15 protein-coding genes and 1 tRNA gene are annotated in these 22,430 nt (G+C 66.1%); 10 read left to right on the top strand and 6 right to left on the bottom strand.

What is annotated here, in order from left to right; all coding sequences use genetic code 11:
• Window positions 1-11 precede the first annotated feature (11 nt).
• Window positions 12-1,496, bottom strand: a complete 1,485-nt coding sequence (locus tag ACZZZD_RS04315) for an exopolysaccharide biosynthesis polyprenyl glycosylphosphotransferase (protein WP_463432961.1) — start codon at window positions 1,494-1,496, stop codon at window positions 12-14.
• A 126-nt stretch (window positions 1,497-1,622) separates the two neighbouring features.
• Here ACZZZD_RS04315 and ACZZZD_RS04310 point away from each other — a divergent pair.
• The 4 genes from ACZZZD_RS04310 to ACZZZD_RS04295 all read left to right on the top strand — a co-directional run bounded on the left by ACZZZD_RS04310 (window position 1,623) and on the right by ACZZZD_RS04295 (window position 8,867).
• A tRNA-Ser gene (locus ACZZZD_RS04310) sits at window positions 1,623-1,714 on the top strand.
• Window positions 1,715-1,915: 201 nt separating this feature from the next.
• A complete protein-coding gene (locus ACZZZD_RS04305; protein WP_463432959.1) occupies window positions 1,916-3,355 on the top strand; it encodes an IS1182 family transposase in 1,440 nt (479 codons plus the stop codon).
• Window positions 3,356-3,665: 310 nt separating this feature from the next.
• Window positions 3,666-6,245 carry a TonB-dependent receptor plug domain-containing protein gene (locus tag ACZZZD_RS04300; protein WP_463432957.1) on the top strand — a complete coding sequence of 860 codons (2,580 nt, stop codon included), beginning with the start codon at window positions 3,666-3,668 and terminating at the stop codon, window positions 6,243-6,245.
• 33 nt (window positions 6,246-6,278) lie between these two features.
• Complete coding sequence (locus ACZZZD_RS04295) at window positions 6,279-8,867, top strand: M14 family zinc carboxypeptidase (RefSeq protein ID WP_463432955.1); 2,589 nt, start codon at window positions 6,279-6,281, stop codon at window positions 8,865-8,867.
• A gap of 34 nt (window positions 8,868-8,901) precedes the next feature.
• Here the strand turns inward: ACZZZD_RS04295 and ACZZZD_RS04290 are convergent, their stop codons facing one another.
• Complete coding sequence (locus ACZZZD_RS04290; protein WP_463432953.1) at window positions 8,902-9,051, bottom strand: hypothetical protein; 150 nt, start codon at window positions 9,049-9,051, stop codon at window positions 8,902-8,904.
• 158 nt (window positions 9,052-9,209) lie between these two features.
• On the opposite strand from ACZZZD_RS04290, the gene ACZZZD_RS04285 reads away from it, so the two are divergent.
• From ACZZZD_RS04285 to ACZZZD_RS04260, 6 genes are all read left to right on the top strand, one after another.
• Entirely contained in the window at window positions 9,210-10,370 is a 1,161-nt protein-coding gene (locus tag ACZZZD_RS04285) for an aminotransferase (protein ID WP_463432951.1), read from the top strand.
• A gap of 368 nt (window positions 10,371-10,738) precedes the next feature.
• Window positions 10,739-11,644, top strand: coding sequence for a LysR substrate-binding domain-containing protein (locus ACZZZD_RS04280; protein ID WP_463432949.1), 906 nt, complete (start codon window positions 10,739-10,741; stop codon window positions 11,642-11,644).
• Between the two features lie 93 nt (window positions 11,645-11,737).
• The gene (locus ACZZZD_RS04275) at window positions 11,738-12,727 is read left to right on the top strand and encodes a methionine ABC transporter ATP-binding protein (RefSeq protein WP_463432947.1); all 990 of its coding nucleotides are present in this window, start codon (window positions 11,738-11,740) and stop codon (window positions 12,725-12,727) included.
• Complete coding sequence (locus ACZZZD_RS04270) at window positions 12,727-13,386, top strand: methionine ABC transporter permease (RefSeq protein WP_463432945.1); 660 nt, start codon at window positions 12,727-12,729, stop codon at window positions 13,384-13,386. The genes ACZZZD_RS04275 and ACZZZD_RS04270 overlap by 1 nt, the downstream gene beginning before the upstream one ends.
• Window positions 13,387-13,401: 15 nt before the next feature.
• Window positions 13,402-14,196 (top strand): MetQ/NlpA family ABC transporter substrate-binding protein, encoded by a 795-nt coding sequence (locus ACZZZD_RS04265; RefSeq protein WP_463432943.1) that lies wholly within the window; start codon window positions 13,402-13,404, stop codon window positions 14,194-14,196.
• Window positions 14,197-14,692: 496 nt separating this feature from the next.
• Window positions 14,693-15,873 (top strand): IS3 family transposase gene (locus ACZZZD_RS04260; protein ID WP_463432941.1). Its coding sequence is split into 2 segments (ribosomal slippage): window positions 14,693-15,167 and window positions 15,167-15,873, totalling 1,182 coding nucleotides; the frame shifts between segments, so codons are not numbered across the junction.
• A 150-nt stretch (window positions 15,874-16,023) separates the two neighbouring features.
• Here ACZZZD_RS04260 and ACZZZD_RS04255 read toward each other — a convergent pair.
• From ACZZZD_RS04255 to ACZZZD_RS04240, 4 genes are read right to left on the bottom strand one after another with little or no spacing between them, the layout of a single operon-like run.
• A complete protein-coding gene (locus ACZZZD_RS04255; protein ID WP_463432939.1) occupies window positions 16,024-17,040 on the bottom strand; it encodes a DUF2891 domain-containing protein in 1,017 nt (338 codons plus the stop codon).
• Window positions 17,041-17,042: 2 nt separating this feature from the next.
• Complete coding sequence (locus ACZZZD_RS04250) at window positions 17,043-18,008, bottom strand: DUF979 domain-containing protein (protein ID WP_463432937.1); 966 nt, start codon at window positions 18,006-18,008, stop codon at window positions 17,043-17,045.
• The gene (locus ACZZZD_RS04245; protein WP_463432935.1) at window positions 18,005-18,739 is read right to left on the bottom strand and encodes a DUF969 domain-containing protein; all 735 of its coding nucleotides are present in this window, start codon (window positions 18,737-18,739) and stop codon (window positions 18,005-18,007) included. Before ACZZZD_RS04245 ends, ACZZZD_RS04250 begins: the two co-directional genes overlap by 4 nt.
• A 53-nt stretch (window positions 18,740-18,792) precedes the next feature.
• Window positions 18,793-22,398, bottom strand: a complete 3,606-nt coding sequence (locus tag ACZZZD_RS04240) for a hydantoinase B/oxoprolinase family protein (RefSeq protein WP_463432933.1) — start codon at window positions 22,396-22,398, stop codon at window positions 18,793-18,795.
• Window positions 22,399-22,430: the final 32 nt, after the last annotated feature.

Genomic DNA, 22,430 nt, shown 5'->3' with positions numbered 1-22,430 from the left:
GCGCTTCTCGCTCAACGCACGGCCGCCCGGTCGCCCAGCAGGACGGGGATGGTGACGGCGATGACCCATAGATCCAGCCAGAAGGACTGGCGCTCAATGTATTCGATGTCCAGTTGCACGCGCTCGCGGACCTGGACCTCCGTGTCCACCGGGCCGCGCGAACCCTTGATGGCGGCCCAGCCGGTCATGCCGGGCTTGATGCGGTGGCGGTGGGCGTATTCGGCGACCAGCAGGGCGGATTCGGTCTCGCCGGTCTTCATGCCGATGGCGTGGGGGCGGGGGCCGACCAGGGACATCTCGCCCGACAGGACGTTGAAGATCTGAGGCAATTCATCCAGGCTGGTGGCGCGGATGAACCGGCCGACGCGGGTGACGCGGTCGTCACCGGGGCAGACCTGGCGGCTGGCCGTGGCGTCGGCGGCCTCGTGGCGCATGGAGCGGAACTTCCACACCACGATGGTCTCTTGATTGAAGCCGTGGCGACGTTGGCGGAAGAAGATCGGGCCGGGGCTGTCCAGTCGGACGGCCAGGGCGACCAGGGCCATGACGGGTGCGGCGACGATCAGGGCGATCGCGCCGACCAGCAGGTCCTGCATCCGCTTGTTGAAAGCCCGCCTATCGGGATCGACCGGCCCGTCCAGCGACGCCAGCGGCGCATTGGCCAGCCGGTTCAGCACCCCGTCGCCGCCCAGCTCCGAATCGACCAGCACCGTCAATGGATTGGGCAGGGCGTTCAGACGCTGTGTCAGGTCGCGCATCCGCTGGCCCGCGTTCGGGTCGATGGCCAGGACGATCCGGTCCACATAGGGGGTCATGCGGTGGGTCATGAGGGCGTTCGCGTCGCCCAGCACCGGCACGCCGGCGACGCTGTCGGGCGAGCGGGCCAGGCGGTCGTCGAACACGCCCAGCACATTCATGTCGCGCCGCTCCAGCGCCCGCTCGATCAGAATCCTGGCGTTCCGCGTCGCGCCGACGATGACGATATTGGGCGACAGGGCGCCGAGACGCCGCCAGCGGGCGATTACCGCCAGCCACAGCCCATGCAGCACGATCAGGGCCGCCGTCGTCGTCAGGGCCCAGGGCGCGACCACGTCCAGAGCTGGCCGATCCAGCAGCCATCCCAGGATCAGGGCGACGCCGGTCGAGATTACGCCCACGCTCGCGACGCCAGCCAGATGCAGAGGCCAAGGGGTGCCGCGACCGAATCGGTAAAGCTGAAAGGCGCGCAACAGGGCCAGAAACACGACAGCGCCGGCTGCCAGCGGCGCCGCATCGCCGATCATCATGGCGGCCAGGTTCGTCGGCTGGACCGCCAGAGCCGCCGCCAACGTCAAGCCGACGATGACCAGCACATCGATGAGCCTGAAATAGTGGGCCGACAGGCGCACGGCCGAGCGTTCGCGCGCATTCAGCCATACCTCGGGCCGGAATGGGCCACGCGCGGCGCGACCCTTGGGCGGCGTTTCGGCGGCGAGAGTGGCGGGGCGGTCGAGCAAAGGGCGATCCAGGGTCGAAGAACGGGCGTTATACTGACGCTTTCGCCTCTATGTCGCGTTAACGTGGACACTTTCGCCCGAACCGGATTGCGCGACGCATCAGCCTCCGCTATCGACGCCGTCGCAGGAGACGTGGCCGAGTGGCTGAAGGCAACGGTTTGCTAAATCGTCGTACCCCGTAAGGGGTACCGAGGGTTCGAATCCCTCCGTCTCCGCCATCCGTCACCGAAAACGTAAATGGTATCAGTGTTTCGGCACTTGATCCAGTTTCTGGTGCCTACCTCGGTCCCAACTCGTAACTCCCCGCTGAAATATCGGCATGGGGTGCGATTAAAATACCGCTCCCGACCGAGGCTGTGTGAAAACGCCTCCCGATCGAGCGAATTAGGTTAGCCTCTTGCGGTCAGCAGGAGGTGGGTATGAGCCGCTTCGTTCAGGGTGCAGATCGCCGGCAGCAGACGCTGCTTCCCGAGTGTCTCGACGACTATGTGGCCGAGGATAATCCGGTCCGGGTGGTCGATGTCTTCGTGGACGAGCTGGATCTGAAGGGTCTGGGCTTTGAGGGCATGACACCGGCGGCGACGGGCCGACCGGCCTATCACCCGGCCATGCTGCTGAAGCTCTACGTCTACGGCTATCTGAACAAAGTGCAGTCGAGCCGCCGTCTGGAGCGTGAGGCGCAGCGCAACGTCGAGCTGATGTGGCTGACGGGGCGGCTGGCGCCGGATCACAAGACCATCGCCGACTTCCGCCGCGAGAATGGTCCGGCGATCCAGGCGGCCTGTGCGCAGTTCGTGGTTCTGTGCCGCCAGCTTGGCCTGTTCGGCGCGGCCTTGGTCGCCATCGACGGCTCCAAGTTCAAGGCGGTGAACACCCGCGACAAGAACTTCACCGTCTACAAGGTGAAGCGGCGGATCGAGCAGGTTGCCGAGCACATCGCCAGCTACCTCGAGGACCTCGATACGGCCGATCGGCACGAGGGGGATGGCGTGGAGGCACGGTCGGTGAGGCTGGTCGAGAAGATCAATCGGCTCCGCGCCCAGATGGCGATGCTCAAGGCCATGGAAGCCGAGGTGGAGGCGTCGCCGGACGGCCAGGTCTCCCTGACCGATCCCGACGCTCGCGCCATGGCGACATCAGGCCGGGGCAGCGGCATCGTCGGTTACAACGTCCAGTCCGCCGTAGAAGGCGAGCATCACCTGATCGTCGCCCACGAGGTGGTGATGACCGGCTCGGACAAGCAACAGTTGGCGAACATGGCGGGTCAGGCCAAGGACGCCATGGGCGTGGAAAGGCTCGATGTGCTGGCGGACCGAGGCTACTTCTCCGGCGAGGAGATCCTGGCCTGTGAGGCCCTGGGCGCGACGCCCTTCGTGCCAAAGACGCTGACGTCGGGCGCAAAGGCGAATGGACGCTTCGGCAAGCAGGACTTCGTCTATCTGCCTGATCAAGACGTCTACCGTTGCCCGGCCGGCTCCCTGCTTCCGTACCACATGACCGTCGTCGAAAGAGGCATGACGCTGCATCGATACTGGGATCGGGCCAGTTGCACAGGCTGTGGCATCAAGGCTCAGTGCACGCCTGCGGTCGAGCGCAAGGTCACCCGCTGGGAGCATGAGGCGGTGATCGATGCCCTGCAAACCCGGATGGACCTGAGGCCCCGAGCCATGCGTGAACGGCGAAGCCTGGTCGAGCACCCGTTCGGCACGATCAAGGCCTGGATGGGTCACACCCACTTCCTGATGAAGCGCCTGCCCAACGTGAAGACCGAGATCGGACTCCATATCCTGGCCTACAACATGAAGCGGGTGATCGCGGTGCTGGGCGTCAAGCCTCTGATGGAAGCGATCAGAGCCTGAAAGAATGGCGCTGCGCGCCTCAATGCCTGCTCTGGTTCAAACCAGGTCCGCGCGTTTTTACACGGCCTCGACTCGTAGCGGACCCTGAAAAGGTCGGCTTGCCGCAGCGTCCCCGTCCGATCATCAACCCGCAGCGCGGATCATGGGAGCGTTCAGTTTAGATTTTCTACGGCGGCTTTAGTCGATCTGACGAGGCTTGAGGCGAAATTGCGGCTTAGCTCGCGGTCCTCCCGCAGCTTTCCCACGTAGCCTCTTCATGTCAAAATACGCCACGGCGCTTTTTTCCAGCGCCGCGATCTTAAGCTTGCCTGTGCTTGCGCATGCCCAGTCTGTTCCTCCCGCCCAGCCGTCCGCCGAGAGCGCGACCGTCGCGGACGTCGTCGTCACCGGATCGAACATTCGACGTGCGGCGGCGGAGGGCATCAATCCGGTTCAGGTGATCGGACGCGAGGAACTGGACACCTCCGGCAAGGTCACGGTCGCCGACCTGCTGCGCTCGATCTCGGCAAATACCGGCAACTCCTCGAATGAGACCAGCAACAGCGGCTGGGCCTCGGGTTCGGCGGGCATCGGCCTGCGGGGGTTGTCGCAGAAAAACACTCTGGTGCTTCTGAACGGGCGCCGCGTCGCCAACTATGGCTTCCCGTCAGGCGGGCTGTCCGACACCTTCGTCAATCTGAACGCCCTGCCGATGGTCGCGACACAGCGGGTCGAGGTGCTGAAGGACGGGGCGTCGGCCGTCTATGGTTCGGACGCCGTGGCCGGCGTGGTCAATGTCATTACCCGCCAGGATTTCGAAGGGCTGGAGGTCGGCGGCAGCTACGGCACGTCGGACGCCGGCGGGCTGGACACATGGCAGGGCAAGATCGTCGGCGGTTACGGCAATCTGGAGGACGACGGCTTCAATGTGCTGGTCAGCCTGGAGGCCTATACGCGCGAACGTCTGGATCAGGACGAGCGAGACCTGACCAAATCCGGAATCTATTCCGGGCCAGGCGGTCGCTGGAATGGCTGGAGCGCCAAGGGCGCGCGGTTCCTGATCAACGGCGCCTCGGTTCCGTTCGTGGATGCGCAGGGCAACTGCCCGCAGGGCATGGTCCTGACCGCTAGCGCGCCCATCGATGGCCTGGCGGGCGACACCTGCGCCATCAACCTGGCGCCCTATACGACCCTGATCCCGTCGACGGATCGCTATCAGGCCTACGTCCATGCGACCGCCCGCGTCGCGCCGGGGATCGAGGCTTTCGGCGAACTGCTCTACAGCCATATCGAGGGGACCTCGATCTTCGGCTCCAGTCCCTATTTCACGCTGGAGGCCGGTCGGTTCGCGCTGAACGCCCAGACGGGTCTGGCCGAGCCGGTGTCGAACCTCTTGCCCGCAAACAATCCCTACAATCCCTACGGGACGGCGGTTCCGATCGAATACACCTTCTTCGATCTGGGCCAGTCGTTGAAGACCAACACGTCCCAGGCCTATCGCGCCTTGGGCGGACTGCGCGGGACTGGCGATCGCTTCGATTGGGAAATCGCCGTCTTCGCCAGCGCCAGCCGTGAGCGCGAGCGGGTCGCCGCCGGTTTCGCCAACCGCTTCACCCTGGCCGACGCCCTGGCGAACGGCAGCCTGAACCTGTGGGAGCCGAACGCCACGCCGCAGGCCGTGCTCGACGGCATCCGGTTGAGCACCCTGCGCCCGGCGGATTCGAAACTTTATGGGGCGGACTTCAAGATCTCGGGCGAACTGTTCGACCTGCCAGCCGGTCCCATCGGCTATGCGGCGGGGATCGAGTACCGGCACGAGTTGCTGGAATCGCGCAATCCGCGCGAGATCGACGCGGGCCTGCAGGTGCGGCCGGCCATCGCGGCGGTAGACGGCGAGCGCGACGTGGCGGCCGTCTATGTCGAGGCCAATGTGCCGGTGCTGTCGAATCTGGACGTCCAGATCGCCGGTCGCGGCGACCACTACAGCGATTTCGGCGAGGCCTTCTCGCCCAAGGTCGGGGTGCGATGGCGCGCCCATGATGCGGTGCTGGTTCGGGCCTCGGCGTCGCGCGGCTTTCGGGCGCCGTCACTGTCGGAGAACTCGGCCTCGACCAACATCTCCTATGGTTCGGTCGTCGATCCCTTCGATCCCGACATCCCCGGTTCGCGACAGAGCCCGACCTTCTTCACCGTCGGCAACACCGACCTGGAGCCGGAAAAGACGCGCTCCTACAATTTCGGCGTTGTCGTCACCCCAACGCGCGACACTATCCTCAGCGTGGACTGGTATCGGGTCGAGCTGGATCATCTAGTCGGCACCAACAACACCACCAGCATCGTCGAGGCCAACAATCCTGCGGACGTCATTCGCGATGGGCGCGGCAAGCTGGTGGCGGTCTACAACCGCTATCAGAACCTGAGCGAGCTGAAGACTTCGGGGGTGGATGTCGAGCTGAGCCAGCGCTGGCGCACCGACCGCTGGGGCGATTTCGCCCTGCAGACCACCTACACCCACGTCATCGACTATCGTCGTCCGGTCACCGTCGGCGGGCCGCTGGTCGACTATGCGGGCACGAACCGGGGCGCCAGTCTGCCGGCCGACAAGGCCACGACCCGCGCCGGCTGGTCCAAGGGTGATCTGGAGGCGGACCTGACCTGGTACTACACCAGCGGCTACGATCTGGTCCCGATCGTGACGGGCCAGTCCAGCGTGGATGCCTACAACCAGGTCGATCTCTATCTCGGCTGGTCCGGGCTGGAGAACGCCAAGATTTACGCCAAAATCGAGAACATCGCCGACGAACAGCCGCCCTATGACGGCTCCTTCCCTGGCATTCGCGCGCCTTACGACTTCAGCCAGTACGACCTTCGGGGACGCCAGTTCCGGATCGGTTTCGACTACCGGTTCTAGATTTTGTCCTCCCCGTCATTGGATCGCTTCATCATGTTGAACACCCTGCTGCGCGGCGTCGCCGTCGCCGCCCTGGCCGGCGTCCTATCGACGACGCCCGCGCCGGTCCTGGCCCAGACCAGCTACTATTTCCCGGCCGCCTCCGCGTCTGATCTGGATCCCGCCATACCCAGCCCTGAGCAGTTCCTCGGCTATCCGATCGGCTCGCGCTACACGCGGCATGACCGGGTGGTGGAGTATCTGCGCGAACTCGACCGCCTGTCGGACCGGATCACGGTGCGCGAGATCGGCCGGTCCTATGAGGATAGGCCGCTGCTGGAGGTGATCGTCACTTCGGAGGCCAATCAGGCGCAGATCGAGACCGTGAAGGCCGCGCACGCCCGTGCTGCGGATACGTCGGCGGCGGCCGATCCGACCGCGCCGGTAGTGGTCGGTCTCTATTACGGGGTTCACGGCAACGAGACCTCCAGCGGAGAGGCGGCCCTGTTGACCGTCTATTATCTGGTCGCGGGAAAGGGGGCGGAGACGCGCGACTGGCTCGACAAGGCGGTCATCCTGATCGATCCCGTGCAGAACCCCGACGGCCGAGATCGCGCCGCCAACTGGCACAATGCGTGGGCCAGCAATCCGCCGGTCAGCGACCCGGCCGACAAGGAACACGTCGAACCCTTCCCGGCCGGGCGGACCAACCATTATTTCACCGACCTGAACCGCGACTGGCTGGCGGTCACCCAGCGCGAGACGGCGGCCAAGCTGGAGGTGTTCCACCAATGGCGGCCCAACGTGCAGATCGACTTCCACGAGATGGGCGCGGGCAGCACCTATTATTTCGAACCGTCGCCGGCCAGCATGGAAAGCCCGTTGCTGCCGCGCGCGTCATATGAGGCCAATGTCGTGCTGGCCCGCTATCACGCCCAGGCGCTGGATGGGCTGGGATCGCTCTATTACACCAAGGAGAATTTCGACAACTTCTCGCCGGTCTACGGCTCGACCTATCCCGACTTCCACGGCGGGGTCGGGGTCACGGTCGAACAGGCTAGTTCACGCGGTCTGGTGCAGGACACCGACAACGGCCCGCTGGAGTTTCGCTTCACCATCCGCAACCAGACCGCCGTCGGCCTGGCGACCATTCGAGGCGCGGTCGAGCAGCGGGACTATCTGCGCAATCTTCAACGCGACTTCTTCCGCTCGGCGGTGGAACAGGGGCGACGGCATGAACATGCGGCCTTTGTCTTCGGCGACCCCGCCAATCCGAGCCTGACCACACAGACGCTGAAGCTGCTGCAACAGCACCATATCCAGGTGAATCGCCTGGCCTCGGCCGTGACCATTGATGGGCGTACCTTCCAGCCCGACAGCGCCTATGTCGTGCCCTCGGCCCAGCCCCAGTTCCGGCTGGTGCATGCGATCTTCGAGCCGACGCCGGAGGTGAAGGGCAGCGTTTATGGCAGCACCTCCTATGGAATCGCCGACGCCTATGGCTTGGCGGTCGGACGCGCTCGCCGGGCGCCGCAATTGGGCGAGTTGGTCACATCGGTTCAGCGCCATACCGGGGGCGTGAAGGGCGCTGACGCCGCCTATGCCTACGCCATCGACTGGCGCGACCTGAACGCGCCCGCCGTCCTGTCCGCTTTGCTTAAGGAAGGTGTGGCGGTCCGCGCCGCGTTCCAGCCCTTCACCGCACGCACGGCGGAAGGCGAGACCACCTTTGAACGCGGCAGCCTGGTCGTTACCACGGCCGGCCAGACCAAGGACGCCGCCGCCCTGCGCACCTTGGTGGACGTGGCGGCGCGACAGGCCGGCGTCGACGCCTGGAGCCTGGCGACCGGTCAGAGCGTCTCGGGCGTGGATCTGGGCAGCGACAGCGTGCGACGCATCCGCGCACCGAAGATCGCCCTGATCATGGGCCAAGGCGTCAACGCTACCGAGATCGGCTCGACCTGGTTTGCGCTGAGCGAACGTCTGGCCTGGCCCGCGACCCGGCTCGATCCGTCGCAGATCGGAACCGTTCGACTGGACGACTACACCAGCATCGTGCTCGCAGGCGGCGCCTATGACGACTGGAGCGAACGGCGCATCGCCGCCCTGAAGTCATGGGTCGAAGGCGGCGGTTCGCTGGTGACCTACGGCACGGCCTCGGCCTGGGCCATCGAGAAGGGGCTGGCGAAGTCGGGCGCGAAACCCGACGAGGATCGAGACGCAGAGGCGACGCCGGCCGTGCGTCGGGACTTCGCGGATCGACGCGACTATCTGTCGGAACAGCGAACCTCCGGGAATGCGCTGTCAGCCGATGTGGACGTCACCCATCCACTCGCCTTTGGCCTGTCCGGCCGTTCGCTGGTGGTGAACAAGGAGACGGATGTCGTACTGAGGCCGGTGGAAGACCCTTTCGCCAACGTCGTTCGGATCGAGGATCAACCGCGTGTGAACGGCTATCTGGCCGAGGATCTGCGCAAGGCGGCCGCCGGATCGGTCTGGGCTCAGACGGTTCGGGCGGGGCGCGGTAATGTGGTGCTGTTCGCCGACGATCCTGCGCACCGCAAATACTGGCTGGGGACCGAGCGGCTGTTGATCAACGCCCTGTTCCTGTCGAACTATCTGACGCCGACCGAGCGGCGGTAAGGTCCGACGGTCCGGATCGCTTGATCGCCGTCGATCAGCGATCCGGCCGCGACGCCGCATCCACCCGCCGGGGCATGTGGATCGTCCAGCCGCCATGCGGGGCGCAGGCCACCGCGACACGGACGCGGTCGAAAGATGCGGCTCCCGTTTGGCGGATGGGCTGAGCGAGGGGCTTGGCGGACATGAGGGGCTCCAAACGCGCGTCTTGAGGTCTTCATCAGGCGCGCGGAGCAGTCGCCGTGCAATCGAGATCGGTTGAGGCGGAAGGAAGGAAACCTAAAGGCTGCATCATCCCTTCCGGTCAGGCTTGTCAGAACCAGCGCGACCAGATTGGGTGAGGTCATGAACGCACATCACGTCTTCGCCGACATGCCGGTTACCGTCTTCGAGCGGATGTCCGGTCTCGCCCGCCAGCATGGGGCGATCAATCTGGGGCAGGGCTTCCCGGATGCGCCGGGACCGGAGGTGTTGCGACGGCTGGCGGCCGATGCGGTGCTGAATGGATCGAACCAGTATGCGCCGTCTCGCGGCGACCCGGTTCTGCGCGAGGCGGTGGTCGAACACTATGGTCGTCTGCAGGGCGTGGACCTGTCCGTTGATGGGGTGGTGGTGACCTCAGGGGCGACCGAGGCCATCGCCGCCGCCCTGTTGGCTTATGTGCGGCCGGGCGACGAAGTGGTAATCTTCGAACCGGCCTATGACGCCTATCGCCCGCTGATCGAAAGGGCCGGTGGCGTCGTTCGGGCGGTGTCGCTGGCGCCGCCCGTGTGGCGGTTGACCGAGGCCGCGCTGGAGGCGGCGGTGGGGCCGGCCACGCGGATGGTGCTGTTCAACAATCCCCTGAACCCCGCGGCGCGGGTGTTCGACGCCGAAGAGATCGCGGCGCTGGCGGGGGTCTGCATACGTCACGACCTGATCGTCGTCAGCGACGAGGTGTGGGAACATGTGGTCTTCGACGGACGTCTCCATCTGACCCTGCTGACCGCCTCCGGCATGGCGGACCGGGTCATCAAGATCGGCTCGGCGGGCAAGATGTTCGGGCTGACGGGATGGAAGGTCGGCTTCGCCTGCGGGGCGCCCGACCTGATGGCGCCCGTCGCCAAGGCGCATCAGTTCCTGACCTTCTCGACCCCGCCCAATCTTCAGACCGCCGTGGCCTTCGGCCTGTCCTGGCCCGTCGACTGGTTCGACGCGATGAGGCGGGATCTAGCGCGGTCCAGGGATCGGCTGACCCAGGCTCTGGTCGCGCAGGGCTATGCCGTGACGCCCAGCGAAGGCACCTATTTCCTGTGCCTGGATCTTGCGGCCTCAGGCGTGTCGATGAACGACGAAGTCTTCTGTGAGCGGATCGTTGCGGACTTCGGGGTCGCCGCCATTCCCCTGTCCGCCTTCGAGCGGACGCCGACGACACGGAACATCGTGCGGCTCTGTTTCGCCAAGGACGACGCCATTCTCGATCAGGCAGCCGACCGTCTGGGCCAGGCGCGACGCGTGGTCACCTGACGCAGAAAACCTGAAACGAGGCTCAATCCTTCTGGCGTGATCGCTGCGCCGCTGCCGACTAGAAAGAGACATGGGCTTCTCGCAAACGCTCATTCTTGCACTGAGGCCGCGCCTGCTATCCCCGGGCGCGGTCTTTTTTGCATCGACCCGACGCCTAGAAGAAAAACTGTAAGCCGATGGCGTCTGTCTTGGCTGTGAAAGATGGTCTTCTCATTTCGGAGAAGAATTTCTACACATTGTTCAGCAGCCTGGAATTACCCGTTCATGCCCGTCGTCGCCCGCAACGCCCTCTGCCCTGAGCGCATTGGCCATCGTCCCATCGCCTGCGGACGGGCGGGCGTATGAGCGAGACATCCGATGTTCGCAGAATGCCGCCGCTCAATGCTCTGAAGGCGTTCGAGGCGGTCGGCCGACTTTCCAGCGTGTCCCTGGCCGCAAAAGAGCTGGGCGTGACGCCGGGCGCGGTCAGCCAGCAGGTCCGGCTGCTGGAAGATCACGCCGGGACGCCGTTGCTGCGCCGCGATCCGGGCGGTCTGGTGTTGACGGACCTGGGGGAACGGTTGCTGCCCGTGCTGCGCGACGGGTTCGAACATATGAAGCGGGCGTCCGATCTCATCTATGGTCCGTCCATGCGGCAATCCCTGTCGGTTAGCGTCCCGCCGTCCTTCGCCGTGCGCTGGCTGGTGCCGCGCATGACCCGGTTCTCGGCCCAGCACCCCGAGATCGAGGTCTGGATATCCGCCGATATGAAGCTGGCCGACATCGCGGGCGGGCGCGCGGATGTCGCGGTCCGCTATGGTCGGGGCGATTATCCCGGCGTGCGGACAGAAATCCTGGTCGAGGCGGGCGTGATCCCGGTGTGCAGCCCGACCCTGCTGCCGCGCCTGAGAACCGCAGCCGACCTGGCGAAACACACGCTCATTCACGTCGGACGCAGCACGTTCGAGGAGCCTCGTCCCGACTGGGCCGCGTGGCTGAAATCGCGCAAGCTGGACAAGATCGACGCGGCGGCGGGCCCCCGATTCGACCAGACCGCCTTCGCCATCGAGGACGCCGTCCACGGGCGGGGTGTGGCCCTGGCGCCCAAGGCTTTCGTCGCAGCCGATCTCGCATCTGGCCGGCTCGCGGCGCCATTCGCCGACGGCTATCTGGCCACCGACATGGCGTATCGGATGGTGACGCGTCGCGGCGTATTACGACCGGAGGCCCACGCCTTCGTCGCCTGGCTGCGCGCCGAGGCGGCGGCCGACGCCGTGGTCACGGACGAACTGTGATACCGTGGGAGTCGGTTCGTCACAGCCCAACTCTTGCTTCGCAGATCGCGCCGTCGCACTGAACTCGGCCATCCCACCTAATCAGGAATATCCATGATCCGACTGGAAGGCGTGACGCGCCGGTTTGGCAGCGCGGCGGGCGCGCGGACGGCGCTGGACGACGTCGATCTGACCGTGGCGGCGGGCGAGGTGTTCGGCGTGGTCGGCCGATCAGGCGCTGGCAAATCGACCCTGGTGCGGACCATCAACCTGCTCGAACGTCCCGATGTGGGCCGGGTTTGGGTCGGCGACGAGGAACTGACGGGCTTGAAGCCGGCGGCCCTGCGAAAGGCACGTCGGCGGATCGGCATGATCTTCCAGCATTTCAATCTGATGCACAGCCGCACGATCCGCGACAACATCGCCCTGCCGCTGGTGCTGGAGGGTCGGTCGCGGGCCGAGGTCGCCCGGCGGGTGGACGATCTGATCGAGCGGATCGGCCTGACCGAACATGCCCGCAAATATCCCGCCCACCTGTCCGGCGGCCAAAAGCAACGCGTCGGCATCGCGCGTGCCCTGGCCTGTGAACCCGGTATCCTGTTGTGCGACGAGGCGACCAGCGCCCTGGATCCCGAGACCACCGAGGAAATCCTGGCCCTGCTGGACGCACTCAATCGCGACCTGGGCCTGACCCTGGTCCTGATCACGCACGAGATGGAGGTGGTGCGCCGCGTGTGCGACCGTGTGGCGGTGATGGAGGCGGGGCGGGTCGTCGAGACGGGCGCGACGGCGGATGTCTTCCTGCACCCCCAGGCTCCCGCGACCCGCAGCTTGCTGGCCGAGGGCGAGGCCCGCACCGCCACGCCGCGTCCGGTCGGCGGCACGGTGGCGCGCCTGGTGTTTCGGGGCGAACGCACCTTCGAGCCGGTGCTGAGCCGGATCTCGCGCGAGACCGGCGTGGATCACGCCATCCTGGCGGGCCGTATCGGCCGGTTCCGCGATCAGGCTTATGGCCAGTTGGAGGTTTCGCTGGCGGGCGGAGATCCCCAGGTCGCCATCGCCCGGCTGCGCGCCGAGGGCGTCGAGGTGGAGGTGGTGTCGTGATGTTCGGATCCAATATCGACTGGACCACGGTCGCCGAGGCGGCCGGCGACACCATGTTGATGCTGTTCGCGTCGCTGGTGATCACCGTCATCCTGGGCCTGCCGCTGGGCGTCGCGCTCTACGCTACGGGGCGGGGGCGGATCCTGGAGAACCGGGTCGTCCATGCGCTGCTGTCGTTTACGGTCAATGTGCTGCGCTCAGTACCCTTCATCATCCTGCTGATCGTCATGCTGCCGGTAACGGTGCTGCTAGTCGGCACGTCGCTGGGCGTCGCTGGGGCTATTCCGCCTCTGGTCGTGGGCGCTGCGCCCTTCTATGCGCGTCTGGTCGAGACGGCCCTGCGCGAGGTCGAGCGCGGCATGATCGAGGCGACCCAGGCCATGGGCGGAACCACCTGGCAGATCGTAAGGCGCGTCCTGCTGCCCGAGGCGCTGCCTGGTTTGATCGCGGGCGCCACAATCACCGCCATCGCCCTGGTGGGCTATACGGCCATGGCGGGCGTCGTCGGCGCGGGCGGTCTGGGCGATCTGGCGATCCGCTTCGGCTATCAACGGTTCCAGACCGACGTCATGGTGGTGACCGTAGTTCTGCTGCTCGTGATCGTACAAATTCTGCAAGTGTTCGGCGACCGTTGGGTCGCTAGGGTCTCGCACCGCTAAGTCAAAGGTTTCTCCATGCTGCGTCGCTCGCTCATTCTCACCGCCGCCCTGTTCGTCCTGACCGCCTGCGGTCGTCAGGCGGCGGATGGGGAGGGGCCGCTGAAGGTCGGCGCCACCGCCGTTCCCCATGCGGAAATCCTGGAACAGGTGAAGCCGATCCTGGCGGCGGAGGGGATCGACCTGCAGATCGTGGTCTTCAACGACTACGTCCAGCCCAACACCCAGCTGGCCGAAGGACGGCTGGACGCCAACTATTTCCAGACCAAGCCCTATCTGGATGAATTCAATGCCGGGCGGGGCGCGAACCTGGTCACCGTCGCGGGCGTCCACGTCGAGCCGCTGGGCGCTTATTCGCGCAAGCACAAGGCGCTGGCCGCCTTGCCCAACGGCGCCGAGATCGCCCTGCCGAACGACGCCTCCAACACCGGCCGCTCGCTCCTGCTGCTCCAGACCGCCGGTCTGATCACCCTGAAGAAGGGGTCCGATCCGTTGCAGACGGTCGCCGACATCGGCGGCAATCCCAAAGGCTTTCGCTTCCGCGAACTGGAAGCCGCGACCCTGCCGCGCGTGCTGGATCAGGTCGATCTGGCGGTGATCAACACCAACTACGCGCTGGACGCGGACCTCAGCCCCCGCAACGACGCCCTGGCTCTGGAAGGCGGCGACAGCCCCTATGTGAACTACCTTGTCACCCGCGCCGACAACCGCGACGACCCGCGCATCAAGGCCCTGGCCGAAGCCCTGACCAGCCAACCTATCAAGGACTACATAAACCGCACCTATGAGGGCGCGGTTATTCCAGCGAAGTGAGTGCGTATGCGGCTGGAAGGTGGAGACAAAATTGAGAAGTTAGCTAATGAACAAAAGCGGCTGGCCGTCGGGTAGACTAGCTCCCAAAATCAATATGCAACTAATGACGACAATGGAGAGCCGGTTCACCATGGTTTGAAATTGATGTCGCTGTATCTCATTTTAAACTCGACCATGGCAAAGTCGCGTTGTCGGCTCGCCGTCAATGTCTGCTTCTGGCGCGAAGCGGCCGCTCGTCCTTCAGTGCTCATTACGAAAACTGAGACGAGTGGCGGGGCAGGCGACCCGCACGGGGGCACAGGGCCAGCGGACCACGTATATTCCCACTTCGGATGCGTGACCCAAAATCATTTGGAAACCTTCGCCATATAGGCGTCCCTCGATCTGAGGTAGGAGTCGAAATGGTGTAGGTCGCGTTTGGCGCATTGGTGTTGACGTGACCCCCTGAAACTCCTCCAGGAATAGCTAGAGTCCGCCCCTCGAAAGGACGGACAGAATGAAGCGATCACGGTTCACGGAAGAGCAGATCATCGGGATCCTGCGCGAGCAGGAGGTCTGTGTTCCGGTGGCGGATCTGTGCAGGAAGCACGGGCTGAGCTCGTCGACCTTCTACAAGTGGAAGGCCAGGTATGGCGGCATGGACGTGTCGGAGGCCCGGCGGCTGAAGGCGCTGGAAGACGAGAACGCCAAGCTGAAGCGGATGCTGGCGGACTCGATGCTGGACAACGTCGCGCTGAAGGATCTGCTGGAAAAAAAAATGGTGACGCCCGCTGCGCATCGAGAGGCGGCGGCGCACCTGCAGTCGGCCTACGAGATGAGCGAACGGCGGGCCTGCCGGGTGCTGGGCGTTGATCGGACGAGCGTGCGCTATCAGGCGACGCGACCGGACGACGGCGTCCTGCGGGATCGACTGAAGGCCCTTGCGCAGGAGCGGCGGCGGTTCGGCTATCGCCGCCTGCACGTGATGCTTCGCGCGAGGGGCATGCGGTCAACAAGAAGCGGGTCCAGCGGATCTACCGCGAGGAAAAGCTGACAGTGCGCCGGCGCGGCGGGCGCAAACGCGCGATGGGCACAAGGCGGCCGCTGGAGATTCCCCTGTTCGCGAACCAGCGCTGGTCGCTGGACTTCGTGTCCGATCAGATGACCGACGGGCGGCGCTTCCGCATCCTGACGGTGATCGACAACTGCACGCGGGAATGCCTCGGCCTCGTCGCCGACACCTCGCTGTCGGGCCGACGGGTGGCGCGCGAGCTAGACGCCATCATCCTGCGACGCGGGCGACCCGAGACGATCATCAGCGACAACGGCACGGAGTACACGTCCAACGCCATCCTGGCCTGGGCCGACGCCGCCGGCGTGGGTTGGCATTACATCGCGCCCGGCAAGCCTCAGCAGAACGGCTTCAACGAGAGCTTCAATGGCCGCCTGCGCGACGAGCTGCTGAACGAGACGCTGTTCCGATCCCTGCCACACGCCCGCGCCGTCCTCGAAACCTGGCGGCGCGACTACAACGAAACCCGGCCGCACTCGAAGCTGGGATGGCTGACGCCGCAGGCTTACGCAGATGCGCTCAACGGACAGATCGGCCGGTCCGCTGCGCTGGTTGAAGGCTGCGCTGACCGGCCTCTTGCCAACCCCACCTCAGATCATCAAAGGACTCTCGTTATGGCTGGATGAGAAACGGGGGTCACGTCAGAAACCGTGTGGGGTCAGCTCGCCACCGCACCCCAGCCGCAACGGCTGCGTTGTGTGACCCTTGTTGACACTGAAAGGGCCGATGAGCGCTGTGCCGATCCAGCAAACCCGTTCGTCGAGATGCGGTCAGGCCTAGTTTTCAACCGTAAGTAATGCCAGCAGGGCGAAGCTGGCCAGCCAGTGCTCGCCCATATAATCGCCGGTGACGTGGGAGAGGGCGGCGTCGAGGTGGCGTTGGGCCGCGTTTGCGGCGACGGCGCGGAGCGGGGCCGATAATGGGAGCGCCGCCGCGATGGCGCGCCAGCACCAGCCGCGGCTCAGGTTCAGACCGTCCAAGTGTGCGATCTTGCCGTCGGTGCGGTCGCTGACACTTGCGGGGGTTAGAAGCGTTTCGGGTCTGCCGGCCGCAAGGTGGGGCAGGAAGGCGTCCAGCCAGAGGCGGTAATCGGCGGCGGGCAGGACGCGACGCATCAGTTCCGCCTCCATCAGGGCCGGTGACAAGAACTCGTCCTGCGACGGCTCCCAGGCCTGACAGTCGCGGTCATTTGCGTGCCAGCGCAGGGCGGCGTCCCGACAGGCGACGGCCAGATCCGCATCATGAGCGTCGGCATAATCGAGCGTCAGGCGAAGAGCGAAGGCGGTGTTGTAATGCGTGCCGACGCGGACAGGGTAGTCGGCGAGAGGCAGGAAGGCCTTGAACCGGTCGCCGAAGACCTGAGCGAGGGGGCGTAGTGTCTCGAACCAGCGGCGACCCTCGTCGCTGTCGTGACGGCCGAGTTCGGCAGCCAGCATCAGCAGCCAGGCCCAGCCATAGGGGCGCTCGAACCCACGGGCCTCAGGGCGGGCCAGATAGTCCATCTCGCCGGCGAGGTTCTCGGGTGTGAACAGGGCGTTCGCCGTGGCGCGGATCGCGTCGGCCTCTGGCATGTCGGGGTGCAGGCGATAGACGGTGAACAGGGTCCACCAGCCGTGGACGCAGGAATGCCAGTCGAAGCTGCCGAAGAAGATCGGATGCATGTCGCGCGGGGTGCGGGCGTCCTCCGGCCCGGTCAGCACGTGCATGATGTGGTTCGGATACTCCCGCGTTACATGGCCCAGAGCGGTGGCGGCGAAGCGGGAGGCGAGGGCGGCGTCGAGGCTTTGCGTCATGATCAGAACCGGAAGGCGAGGAAATACATCAGCAGCATATTGGCCACGAGCATGATCGCCGCCGTGGGCAACTGGGCGCGGATGACCCCGTTCAGGGGCGAGTTGCGGTCGGGCAGCTCCAGCAGGTTGGCGGGCACGACGTTGAAGTTGGCCGCCATCGGCGTCATCAGCGTTCCGCAAAAACCGGCCAGCATGCCGATGGCGCAGACGATGGATGGATCGCCGCCGAACTGATGCACCACGATGGGCAGGCCGATGGCGGCGGTCATGACGGGGAAGGCGGCGAAGGCGTTGCCCATGATGACGGTGAACAGGGCCATCCCCGCGCAATAGGCGAAGACGGCGAGGAAGGCCGAGGTCATGGGAATGACCTGGGCCACCAGATCGCCGACCACCTGACCCACGTCGGCGGCGAGGAAGACCGCGCCGAGCGAGGCCAGCATCTGCGGCAGCAACGCCGCCCAGCCGATGGAGTCCATCAGGCGACGCCCCTCTTGCACCGGGGCCATGACCGGCGGTCGGAACCAGATCATGGCGACGACCAGCGCCACGACACAACCCAGGCCCAGCGAGATCAGGGTCGTCTGCACCGGCGAGATCAGCCAGGCGCCGGCCGGGGTGTATTTGGCCAGAAGCGTCCCGCCAACGGCGACCAGGGGCACCATCAGCGCAGGCACGAACAGGGCGTTGCGCCAGCGTGAGGCGCTGGCCTGACGCTGCTCGCCAGTCGTGGTGACGGGCTTGCCGACGCCCAGTTTACCCATGGCGCCGATCACGACCAGGGCGATGACCAGCAGCCCGTTGCCCAGGCCGCCCAGCCATGAGCCGAACAGCAGAGAGACGGCGATCAGGCCCCAGAACAGGGCGCTGCGAAACCGGGTCGGGTTCAACGGATCGCGCAGGCTGAGGATCGAGAAGGCCGCAAACATCAGGCCTGTGGCGATATAGGCGTGTTCCAGCGTGATCATCGTCCGGTCTCCTCGCCCTCGACGACGTCGGGCACGGCCATGTCCTTGCGCACCTGGCGGTCGAACATCAGCAGGCGGGCGCCGTGCACCAGCAGGGCGACGACGGCGGTGGGGATGGCCCACAGCGAAACGTGCAAGGCCTCGACCCGCACCCCGGCCTGTTCCAGGAAGCCGACGATCAGGACGATGGAGCCGATGGCGATGAAGATGTCCTCGCCGAAGAACAGGCCGATATTGTCAGTTCCGGCCGCCATGCCGCGTATGCGGAAGCGGGCCTTGTCGGTCAGCGGGCCGTGCTGGGTTTCGGCGGCGCCCTCGGCCATCGGGGCGATCAGGGGGCGCACCATCTGCGGATGACCGCCCAGCGAGGTCAGGCCCAGGGCCGAGGTCGCTTGGCGCACGATCAGATAGATCAGCATCAGCCGCCCGGCCGTCGCGGCCCTGACCTGGGTCACCAGATCTCGCGCCCGCTCCTGCAGCCCGGCGTGTTCCAACAGGCCGATGACCGGCAGAACCAGCCAGGTGATGTGGAAATAGCGGTTGTCGTTGAAGGCCTCGCCGAACCGGCTGATGGTGTCGATCCCAGCCGTCAGCAGGGCGCGCGCATCCACGCCCGGTCCGACCGCCGCCAGCACCCCGGTCGTGATCGCCGCGACCAGTATGACCACCAGCGGATTGATCCGGGCGACGAAGCCCACGACCACGACCGCGATCCCGATAAGCACCAGCATGGTTCATTCCCCTCGATACGAAGGATCGCGCGGTTGGAGCGGCTGCGGAAGCCTCATTCGCCGAAGCCGCCGCCGCCCGGCGTCTCGATGACGAAGACGTCGCCGGGCGCCATGGAGACCTCGGCCGTCGAAGCTAGGGGTTCGATCGTTCCGTCCGCCCGCTCGATGCGGTTGATGCCCGTCGCGCCGGGCTTTCCGCCACTGGCGCCGAAGGGCGGGACACGGCGGTGGTTGGACAGGATGGCGGCGGTCATCGGCTCCAGGAACCGCACCCGTCGCACGGCGCCATCGCCGCCCGTCCAGCGACCCGCGCCGCCGGACCCTCGACGGATTGAGAATTCTTCCAGCAGGACCGGAAAGCGGGTTTCCAGCACCTCGGGATCGGTCAGGCGACTGTTGGTCATATGGGTCTGGACCGCGCTGGTCCCGTCGAAATCAGGCCCGGCGCCCGAGCCCCCCGCGATGGTCTCGTAATACTGACGCGCATCGTCGCCGAAGGTGAAGTTGTTCATCGTCCCCTGGCTGGCGGCCAGCAGGCCCAGGGCGCCGTACAGGGTGTCCACGACCGCCTGGCTGGTCTCGACATTGCCGGCGACCACGGCGGCCGGATAGCGGGGGTTCAGCATCGACCCCTCCGGCACGAGCAGTTCGATCGGCTTCAGGCAGCCTTCGTTCAGCGGAATGGCGTCGTCGACCAGGGTGCGGAAGACATAGAGGGTCGCCGCCCGCGTGATCGACAGCGGCGCATTGAAGTTGGTCGGTCGCTGCTCGCTGGTGCCGGTGAAATCGACGACGGCGCTGCGCGCCCGAGCGTCCACGTCGATGCGGACGCGAATGATGGCGCCGTCGTCCATCTCATAGGCGAAGGCGCCGGGTTTCAATGCGGCGATGGCGCGGCGGACGGCCTCTTCGGCGTTGTCCTGGATATGGCGCATATAGGCGGCGACGACGGGCCGGCCGAACTCGGCGGTCATGCGGACCAGTTCGTCGGCGCCGCGCGTGCAGGACGCGATCTGGGCCTTCAGGTCGGCCAGGTTCTGATCGACATTGCGCGATGGATGGCGGCCCGATGCGAACAGGATGCGGGTCTCGGCCTCGCGCAGCCGACCCGTCTCGACCAGCAGGAAGTCATCGATCAGCACCCCTTCGTCGTCCACCGTCCGCGACGAGGCGGGCATGGAGCCGGGCGTGGTTCCGCCCACGTCGGCATGGTGTCCGCGCGCGGCGACGAAGAAGGCCGGGCCTGCGTCATCGTCCAGGAACACCGGCATGATCACGGTGATGTCGGGCAGGTGAGTGCCGCCGTTGTAGGGCGCGTTCAGCATATAGACGTCGCCGCGCCTCATGCCGCCGCCTCCGCGTGATGCGATCACCGTGCGAATGCTCTCGCCCATCGAGCCCAGGTGCACCGGGATGTGCGGGGCGTTGGCGATCAGGGCGCCGGTGGCGTCGAATACGGCGCAGGAGAAGTCCAGCCGCTCCTTGATGTTCACCGAATAGGCGGTGGCGCGCAGCGCCTCGCCCATCTGTTCGGCGCAGGCCATGAAGCGGCTGTTGAACACCTCCAGCATGATCGGATCGACATCCGTGCCGATGGCCGTGCGAGCGGGCAGGGGAACGACCCGCTCCAGCAGCAGATTGGCCTGGGCGTCGACGGTCGCGCGCCAGCCGGGCTCGACCACGGTGGTGCCTGTGTCTTCCAGCAGGATGGCTGGACCGTCCACGGCGACGCCGGGCGCCAGGGCGTCACGGCGATGGACGGGGACCTGGCGGTCCTGACCGGCCATGCGGACGGTCAGTTCGGCGATGGTCTCCAGTGATCCGCTCGCGGTGGTCGGGGTCTGCGTTGACAGCGCCTGGTCCGAATGGCCGATGGCTTCGACCTCCAGGGTCTCGACGACCAGGGCCTTGTCTTCGGCGAAGAAGCCGAAGCGGCGGCGGTGCAGGGCCTCGAAGGCCTCGGCCATCGCATCAGCGGGACCGAAGGCGACGACCAGGGGCGTGTCGGAGCCCGCGAATTTGATCTCGGCGCGCGCGACTGTGGAGACGGCGTCGGCCGCGAAGCCCTGGGCTTCAAGATCGGCCTGCGCGGCAGTCGAAAGCTCGGCGATCCTGTCGGCCAAGGCCCTGTCGCGCGTGGCGGCTAGAGGCGTCGCCTCGGTCGCCTGCCGGATGGCCCGCACCTCGGCCAGACCCATGCCATAGGCGGACAGAACGCCAGCGAACGGATGCAGCAGCACCCTGGTCATGCCCAGGGCGTCGGCGACCAGACAGGCGTGCTGCCCGCCCGCGCCGCCGAAACAGTTCAGCACATAACGGGTCACGTCATAGCCGCGCTGGATCGAGATCGAACGGATCGCCTCGGCCATGTTCTGGACGGCGATGGTGATGAAGCCCTCCGCCAGCGCGCCCGGCGTCGTCGCGCGCCCCGTCGCGTCTTTGACCTCGGTCGCAAGGGCGGCGAAGCGCATTCGCACGGCGTCGGCGTCCAGCGGTTGATCAGCGGTCGGCCCAAAGACAGCCGGGAAGAAGTCGGGGCTCAGCTTGCCCAGCATCACGTTGCAGTCTGTCACCGTCAGCGGCCCGCCGCGCCGATAGGCGGCCGGTCCCGGCACGGCGCCGGCTGATTCCGGGCCGACCCGCAGTCGTCCGCCCTCGAACCGGCAGATCGAGCCGCCTCCTGCGGCGACCGTGTGAATACTCAGCATCGGAGCCCGCAGCCGCACCCCGGCGACCACGGCGTCCGACGTCCGCTCATAGTCTCCTGCGAAATGGGACACGTCCGTCGAAGTCCCGCCCATGTCGAAGCCGATGGCGCGGTCGAAGCCGGCGGCCTTGGCCGTCTCGGCCATGGCCACCACGCCGCCGGCCGGTCCCGACAGGATGGCGTCCTTGCCCCGAAAGGCGTCGGCCGCCGTCAGCCCGCCCGACGACTGCATGAACTGAAGCGGGGTCGCCTCGCCCAGATCGGCCCCAACCCGCTCCACATAGGCGCGCAGGATGGGCGACAGATAGGCGTCGGCTACGGTGGTGTCGCCGCGCCCGATCAGCTTGATCAACGCCCCGACCTCATGACTGACCGAAACCTGTTCGAACCCGACCTCGTGTGCGATCTCCGCCAGGCGTGTCTCATGACCGGTGAAGCGCCAGCCGTGAACTAGGACGACGGCCACGGCTCGCAGTCCTGCCGCATGGGCTGCCGTCAGATCGGCCCGCGCCTTGTCCTCGTTCAGCGGCCGATCCACGGCGCCGTCCGCCATCACCCGTTCGTCGATTTCGACCACGCGATCATACAGCTGGTCGTTGAGGATGATGTTGCGCACGAACAATTCAGGCCGCGCCTGCCAGCCGATGCGCAGGGCGTCGCCGAAGCCCGCCGTGATCGCCAACAGTGTCGGTTCGCCCTTGCGTTCCAGCAGGGCGTTGGTCGCCACGGTCGTGCCCATACGCACGTCCTCGACCAGGCCCGGCGCCAGCGGCCCAGGCGCGGCGCCGAGTATGCGACGAATGCCCTCCACCGCTGCGTCTGCATACTGCTCGGGATTGACCGACAGCAGCTTTCGGGTCTGCAACACGCCATCCGGTGCGCGGGCAACGACATCCGTGAAGGTGCCGCCGCGATCGATCCAGAATTTCCAGCCCGGCGTCTTCGTGTTCATCGTCTTGTTCTACGTGCGCCCGAGATTGACGC

It is taken from the genome of Brevundimonas sp. AC546 (assembly GCF_979258305.1).
Note: the sequence above shows the minus strand (reverse complement) of the source record. Positions and strands in the feature narration are given on the sequence as shown.

What these genes read in the sequence shown, in the direction of transcription:
- ACZZZD_RS04245 (WP_463432935.1), bottom strand. Translation starts at nt 18,739, where the DNA reads ATGCTGGTGCTTATCGGGATCGCGGTCGTGGTCGTGGGCTTCGTCGCC.
- ACZZZD_RS04270 (WP_463432945.1), top strand. Translation starts at nt 12,727, where the DNA reads ATGTTCGGATCCAATATCGACTGGACCACGGTCGCCGAGGCGGCCGGC.
- ACZZZD_RS04295 (WP_463432955.1), top strand. Translation starts at nt 6,279, where the DNA reads ATGTTGAACACCCTGCTGCGCGGCGTCGCCGTCGCCGCCCTGGCCGGC.
- ACZZZD_RS04255 (WP_463432939.1), bottom strand. Translation starts at nt 17,040, where the DNA reads ATGACGCAAAGCCTCGACGCCGCCCTCGCCTCCCGCTTCGCCGCCACC.
- ACZZZD_RS04305 (WP_463432959.1), top strand. Translation starts at nt 1,916, where the DNA reads ATGAGCCGCTTCGTTCAGGGTGCAGATCGCCGGCAGCAGACGCTGCTT.
- ACZZZD_RS04285 (WP_463432951.1), top strand. Translation starts at nt 9,210, where the DNA reads ATGAACGCACATCACGTCTTCGCCGACATGCCGGTTACCGTCTTCGAG.
- ACZZZD_RS04240 (WP_463432933.1), bottom strand. Translation starts at nt 22,398, where the DNA reads ATGAACACGAAGACGCCGGGCTGGAAATTCTGGATCGATCGCGGCGGC.
- ACZZZD_RS04250 (WP_463432937.1), bottom strand. Translation starts at nt 18,008, where the DNA reads ATGATCACGCTGGAACACGCCTATATCGCCACAGGCCTGATGTTTGCG.
- ACZZZD_RS04275 (WP_463432947.1), top strand. Translation starts at nt 11,738, where the DNA reads ATGATCCGACTGGAAGGCGTGACGCGCCGGTTTGGCAGCGCGGCGGGC.
- ACZZZD_RS04265 (WP_463432943.1), top strand. Translation starts at nt 13,402, where the DNA reads ATGCTGCGTCGCTCGCTCATTCTCACCGCCGCCCTGTTCGTCCTGACC.
- ACZZZD_RS04280 (WP_463432949.1), top strand. Translation starts at nt 10,739, where the DNA reads ATGCCGCCGCTCAATGCTCTGAAGGCGTTCGAGGCGGTCGGCCGACTT.
- ACZZZD_RS04290 (WP_463432953.1), bottom strand. Translation starts at nt 9,051, where the DNA reads ATGTCCGCCAAGCCCCTCGCTCAGCCCATCCGCCAAACGGGAGCCGCA.